At 58.3% G+C, this 5331-nt stretch carries 6 protein-coding genes and 1 tRNA gene; 4 read left to right on the forward strand and 3 right to left on the reverse strand.

All coding sequences use genetic code 11. The features are described from left to right. Positions 1 to 104: 104 nt before the first annotated feature. From BN1117_RS08275 to yjjG, 3 genes are all read left to right on the forward strand, one after another. Positions 105 to 181: transfer RNA gene (locus BN1117_RS08275), tRNA-Met, on the forward strand. Between the two features lie 171 nt (positions 182 to 352). Continuing rightward, complete coding sequence (locus BN1117_RS08280) at positions 353 to 1852, forward strand: M17 family metallopeptidase (protein ID WP_040096439.1); 1500 nt, start codon at positions 353 to 355, stop codon at positions 1850 to 1852. 14 nt (positions 1853 to 1866) lie between these two features. Beyond that, the gene (gene yjjG, locus BN1117_RS08285) at positions 1867 to 2547 is read left to right on the forward strand and encodes a pyrimidine 5'-nucleotidase (RefSeq protein ID WP_040096441.1); all 681 of its coding nucleotides are present in this window, start codon (positions 1867 to 1869) and stop codon (positions 2545 to 2547) included. Between the two features lie 135 nt (positions 2548 to 2682). On the opposite strand, the gene BN1117_RS08290 is transcribed toward yjjG, so the two are convergent. From BN1117_RS08290 to dusC, 3 genes are all read right to left on the reverse strand, one after another. Continuing rightward, entirely contained in the window at positions 2683 to 3405 is a 723-nt protein-coding gene (locus BN1117_RS08290; protein ID WP_082032571.1) for a substrate-binding periplasmic protein, read from the reverse strand. Positions 3406 to 3545: 140 nt separating this feature from the next. Beyond that, positions 3546 to 3914: a TraR/DksA family transcriptional regulator gene (locus BN1117_RS08295; RefSeq protein WP_040096445.1), complete on the reverse strand. Its 369-nt coding sequence runs from the start codon at positions 3912 to 3914 to the stop codon at positions 3546 to 3548. A 97-nt stretch (positions 3915 to 4011) separates the two neighbouring features. Further along, complete coding sequence (gene dusC, locus BN1117_RS08300) at positions 4012 to 4956, reverse strand: tRNA dihydrouridine(16) synthase DusC (RefSeq protein WP_040096446.1); 945 nt, start codon at positions 4954 to 4956, stop codon at positions 4012 to 4014. Between the two features lie 121 nt (positions 4957 to 5077). Between dusC and BN1117_RS08305 the strand changes: the two genes are divergently transcribed. Further along, positions 5078 to 5331: YbaN family protein (locus BN1117_RS08305; protein ID WP_040096448.1), on the forward strand; the 254-nt coding region annotated here is incomplete at its 3' end.

Below are 5331 nucleotides of genomic sequence, written 5' to 3' on the forward strand. Positions count from 1 at the left end.
ACCAACTTTTCGTCAGCCTGCGATTGTTTAAGCAATCTGTGTAAACAATCGAAAGCAGACAAACACCATCAAGCTACTGCTCGGCTTGAGGGTGACAATTCGGACGCGGGGTGGAGCAGCTCGGTAGCTCGTCGGGCTCATAACCCGAAGGTCGTCGGTTCAAATCCGGCCCCCGCAACCAACCTTCTGAACGTTCCCTTCCTGCATTGCCAATCATTGAACAATCCTTCTTGATGCTCGTCACTATCTGGTGATTGCTGCTATTTCTGACGCTTTTTCAAGACCAAAACTGGTCGTATCAACCATTTGTTGGGTATCATCAGGTATCTCTTCATGGATGAGGCACGCGCCTGTGATCACTCCCTTCACCTATCTTCCTCCTGCTATTGAAAGCCGGGATGGCACGCTGGCCGAAGCCCTTGCCCAGGGTCTGCCGTTGCAACTGCTGCTGATCGCCGAAGCGCAGAAGGAGTCCTTGCTTTCGCTGCCCGCTCTGGCGGGTCTCCAGACCCAGCTTGCGCTGGGGAAAAAAGCGCCCTTTACCCTGATGCATGGCAATACCATGTTGCAGGTGATGTTTGTAGCCGGCAGTGTGACGCGGGATCACCGTCTTTATAAACAGGTCCGAGGCTGGATCGCTCCTCTCTCTGGGCTCAATGTGGAGCGGCTCGGGCTGCATCTGGACGGTTTTTCCCCCTCCGAGCGGGTGATTCTGGCCGAAGTGATGCTGTCAGCCCTGCTTGCCGCCAATATTTCGTTGCCCACCAGCAAGCGCCGCAGTGAAAGCAGCTGGAGCTATCAGCAGATCCAGGTTTCACCCGCGGTGGTGCTGGACCTGGCGCGCCTCTACAGCGAGGCGGGAGGCAACGGGCTAGCTCGCCATCTGGCAGTGTTGCCTGCCTCCGAGCTGACGGCAGCCAGCTACCGCGAGTTTGTCAGCCAGCTGGCGCAGGATGAGGGGTGGCAGTGTCATCACTATGGTCAGGCGCAGTTGGCAGAGTTAGGGGCGGGTGCGTTTCTGGCCGTCGCCCGTGGCTCGGAAGACAATCAGGGGGCCATGGTCAAACTTAGCTACTACCCGCCCAAGCCGGTGCGCCGCATCGCGCTGGTGGGCAAGGGGATCTGCCATGACTCCGGTGGCTATAACCTCAAGGTCTCCGGCAGCATGTATGGTATGCATCTGGACATGGGGGGCAGTGCGGTGGCGCTGGGCACCCTCTACGCCATCAGTCGGGCTCAGCTGCCCTACGAGGTGCATTGCTGGCTGGCCATTGCCGAGAATCATATCGGCCCTCACGCCTATCGTCCCGGCGAGGTAGTGACCGCCATCAATGGCATCTCCATCGAGGTGGTCGATACCGATGCCGAAGGGCGCATGGTACTGGCCGATACCCTGGCAATGGCGGCGCAGGATACCCCTGATCTGCTGCTTGATTACGCGACCCTGACCGGGGCCTGCAAACGGGCGCTGGGTAGCCGTTACAGTGGCGTCTTTACCAACCGGAGTGAATGGCTGGCACCACTGATCAATTTGGGTCAGCGTAGCGGTGAGCGAGTCTGGCCCTTCCCGTTTGATGACGATTACGACGACAACATCGAGAGCGAGTGGGCCGATCTGTTGCAATGTGCGCCTGGCAGTTCGCCGGATCACATCGATGCGGCCCGTTTCCTCGCCCACTTCGTGCCCGAGCAGACCCCCTGGCTGCACTTCGATCTGAGCGGTTTTCGCAACAAAGGGGGGAATGGGGTGGTCTCCAGCGAAGTGACCGGCTTTGGCGTGCGTCTCACGCTGGATCTGCTGGCCAGCCAGCTTGGCAGAGTCGGCCGCCAAGCCTCTGAACAATCTGAATGATAACAAGGAGTTCTGTGAAACAACCAAACTATGACTGGGTGCTGTTCGATTTGGATGAAACCCTGCTCGATTTTCCGGTCGCCGCTGCGCTGACACATACCTTGCAAATTTATGGCGTACAGGTCGATGACGCCAGCATGGCGCAGTACCACAGCCTCAACCACGGCCTGTGGCAGCAGTACAACGATGGCGAGATCGATGCTACGGCATTGCAGCAGACCCGCTTTTCCCTTTTTGCCCAGCAGGTCGCCGCCGATCCCATGGCGATGAACAATACCTTTCTGGAGCAGATTATTACCCTGAGTATGCCCCTTGAAGGGGTGGTCGAGACCCTGCAGCAACTGCGCAGCAAGGTGCGAATGGGGATCATCACCAATGGTTTCAGCGTGCCTCAGCGGGGGCGGCTTGGCAAACTGGGTTGGAGCGAGTGGTTCGAGCCGCTGGTGATCTCCGATGAGGTCCGGGTGACCAAACCAGCACCAGCCATTTTCCAGCATACCCTCTCCCTGATGGGGCAGCCGGATCCCGCACGGGTGCTGATGGTGGGGGACAATCCGAAAACCGATATCGCCGGCGCAGCGGCGCAGGGGTTGGCGACCTGCTGGTACAACCCGGCGCGGCAAGCGGGCGAGTGTGAGGCCACCCACGAGATCCACTACTTTGCCCACCTTGCCGACATTGTGCTGGGACGCTGATAGCCAGGCTTAATCCATCACGTTATCGGTGACCAAAAGGTCCTGGCAAGTTGCAAGCAGGGTTGTTTGAGACAGGGCTGGATTTATTTGAGACAGTAAGGGGAGCAGATGCTCCCCTTGCTTATGAGCGTTTTCTTATGGATGCAGGGAGCTGGGCTGGTAGCGATAGAGGATCTGCTGGTAGTCGGGGCTCTGTTTCAACTGTTCGATAGCCTGATTGATCCGCTGCAGTTGCGCCTCAGTAGTGCTCTCTTTGCTCAGCATGAGGTGAACCGGCGTGACTTCGATACGCAGCAGGGTATGCAGCTGATCCTGCGCTTCATCCTTATCCTGCCAGCCCTGCAGTCCGTTGGGATCCAGAATAAACCCCTGGATCCGTCCCCCTTGCAACATTTTCAGCAGCTGATCCAGCCGCAGGCGCATGTGTAGGCGGGGCTGCAGCTCGGGCCTTGCCATCCACTGGCGGAAGGCATTGCCGTAATCAAAGCCCTTGAGCACCCCGATATGAAAGTCAGGGGTGTTGATCAACTGCTCGAGGGAGGTGATCCCGCGCCAGCGCTCGGCATCTTGCCGACGGATGATGATGGCGGTCTCCTCTTCCCGATAGGGGTGGCTGAAGCGGGCATATTGCTGCCGTTCTGGGGTGATATTGGCGGACATGGCCAGTTGAACCGTGCCGAATTCCAGCTCGTGCAGCACGCGAACCCAGGGCATTTCACGGAATTTGGCCTGATAACCGGCCCGCAGGAAGATGGCGTTGAGCAGTGCCACATCCAGTCCGCGGAGCTGTTGCTGCTCATCGCGATAACTGTAGGGCTGCCAGTTTTCCCAGCCGACGCTCAATGACTCCTGTGCCATCGCTTGGCAACTTAAGCACCATAACAACAAGAGTCTGTACACAACGCATACCCTCGAATCGACAGATATGGTTGAGTATTGAACAGGAACGACGGAGTAACCAGTGCTGAGGGTTGAGCGGATGCACAGATGTGCATCCCTCACAGTTCGTGGGCGTGGAATCCCTTGCGATAGCGAGTGTCGCAGCGCGGGCAGCGTTGCAGGGTTGGATCCTGTTCCAGCAGTTCGATGGAAAGCGGCTCTTCACAATCGGCGCAGAGGCCATAGAGGCCAAGATCCATCTGGCAGAGTGCCGCATCGATCCGCTTGAGGCGGGCCACGCTCTGCTCCACTTTTGGCAGATCCAGCCGACTGGTCAGTTCCACCAATTGATCCTGCTCGCAGTGACCGACCTGCTCGGCCCACTCGTCACGGCGGCAGGCTTTAAGCTGACCGATCAGCGTTTCTCGTACTTGGGCCCAGTCGGACAGCAGGCGATTACGCCAGACAGTCAACTGTGCTTGCGTCATTTCACACACATTATCCCCCACAGGACAGACGACAGATGCGGGGCAGTATAGGGTTCCGATAACTCTATCAAGATGATATGCGTCAAGTTAAATGTGGTTAGCCGTGGCTTTTGGCCGCATGCAACAATGCCTCGCGAATCGGTGCAGTCTCTTTCAGCACCCGGATATCACGAAAAAGGAGGTCGGCTTCGGGGTATTCTCGCTTGAGGTAGCTGAACCACTGCTTGATGCGGCTGGGATAGTAGTCGGCTTTTTCGCTGGCCAGATCCTGCTCGGTATAACTGACCATCAATTGCAGCACCTCGGACCAGCTCATGTGCGGGCAGCCGGTTTTCATCACGTTGGCCAGATTGGGCAGAGAGATGGCGCCGCGCCCGACCATCAGGGTATCGCAACCCGAGACCCTGGCGCAGGCGAGGGCATCTTTCTGATCCCAAATCTCGCCGTTGGCGGTGACGGGGATGGGCAGGGCGCGGCGAATGGCGTCCACATATTCCCAGTGGGCGGGGGCCTTGTATCCCTCGCGCTTGGTACGGGCATGAACGGCCAGCTCGTTGGCACCCCCCTGGAAGACTGCCTGGGCGTTCTCCAGATAGAGATCCTTGTCATCGTAACCGAGGCGAATTTTGGCGCTCACCGGCAGATGGGCGGGCACTGCGTCACGTACTGCCTTGACGATGCGGTAGATGGTCTCGGGCTCTTTGAGCAGCACAGCACCACCCTTGCTCTTGTTGACCGTGGGGGCGGGGCAACCGAAGTTGAGATCGACCCCGGGGGAGCCCAGTTCAATGGCACGTAAGGCGTTCTCGGCCAGCCACTCGGGGTGTTGCCCCAGCAGTTGTACTCGCACCGGGGTGCCTGCACGGGTTTTGCCATCTTGCAGCAGTTCAGGACAGAGGCGGTAAAACACCTTGGCGGGCAGCAGCTGGTCGACCACCCGGATAAACTCACTCACACAGAGATCGTACTCATTGACGGAGGTGAGCACCTCCCGCATCAGGTGATCCAGCACCCCCTGCATGGGGGCCAAAATAACGCGCATAACGACTTTCCGACGAGAGTGGGGGAAAAAGAGCGCAGATTGTAGTGGGGTTGCGGCCTGCTGTCAGCTTCTGCTCAAACTCTGTTAGGCTAGAGGGAGAGAAATCATCTAAGGAGCAGGAATGAAGCGTTGGTGTCTGATGGCGCTCGGGTGGCTGGCATTTGCCACCGGTATCGTGGGTATTGTGCTCCCCCTGCTGCCGACTACCCCCTTCATGTTGCTGGCAGCCGCTCTGTTTTCCCGCTCGTCGCCCCGCTTTCATCGCTGGTTACTGACCCACCCCTGGTTCGGCCCGCCCATCGTCGATTGGCAGCAGTATCGCGGTATTCGTCGTCAGGCCAGACGGCGCGCCATTATCTTCATTTTGCTCACTTT

Source organism: Aeromonas australiensis (assembly GCF_000819725.1).
Lineage (GTDB): Bacteria > Pseudomonadota > Gammaproteobacteria > Enterobacterales > Aeromonadaceae > Aeromonas > Aeromonas australiensis.

Bases quoted from the DNA above. Each gene is read 5' to 3' on its own strand.
- BN1117_RS08290 (WP_082032571.1), bottom strand. From the start codon at position 3,405: ATGGCACAGGAGTCATTGAGCGTCGGCTGGGAAAACTGGCAGCCCTAC.
- BN1117_RS08295 (WP_040096445.1), bottom strand. From the start codon at position 3,914: ATGACGCAAGCACAGTTGACTGTCTGGCGTAATCGCCTGCTGTCCGAC.
- dusC (WP_040096446.1), bottom strand. From the start codon at position 4,956: ATGCGCGTTATTTTGGCCCCCATGCAGGGGGTGCTGGATCACCTGATG.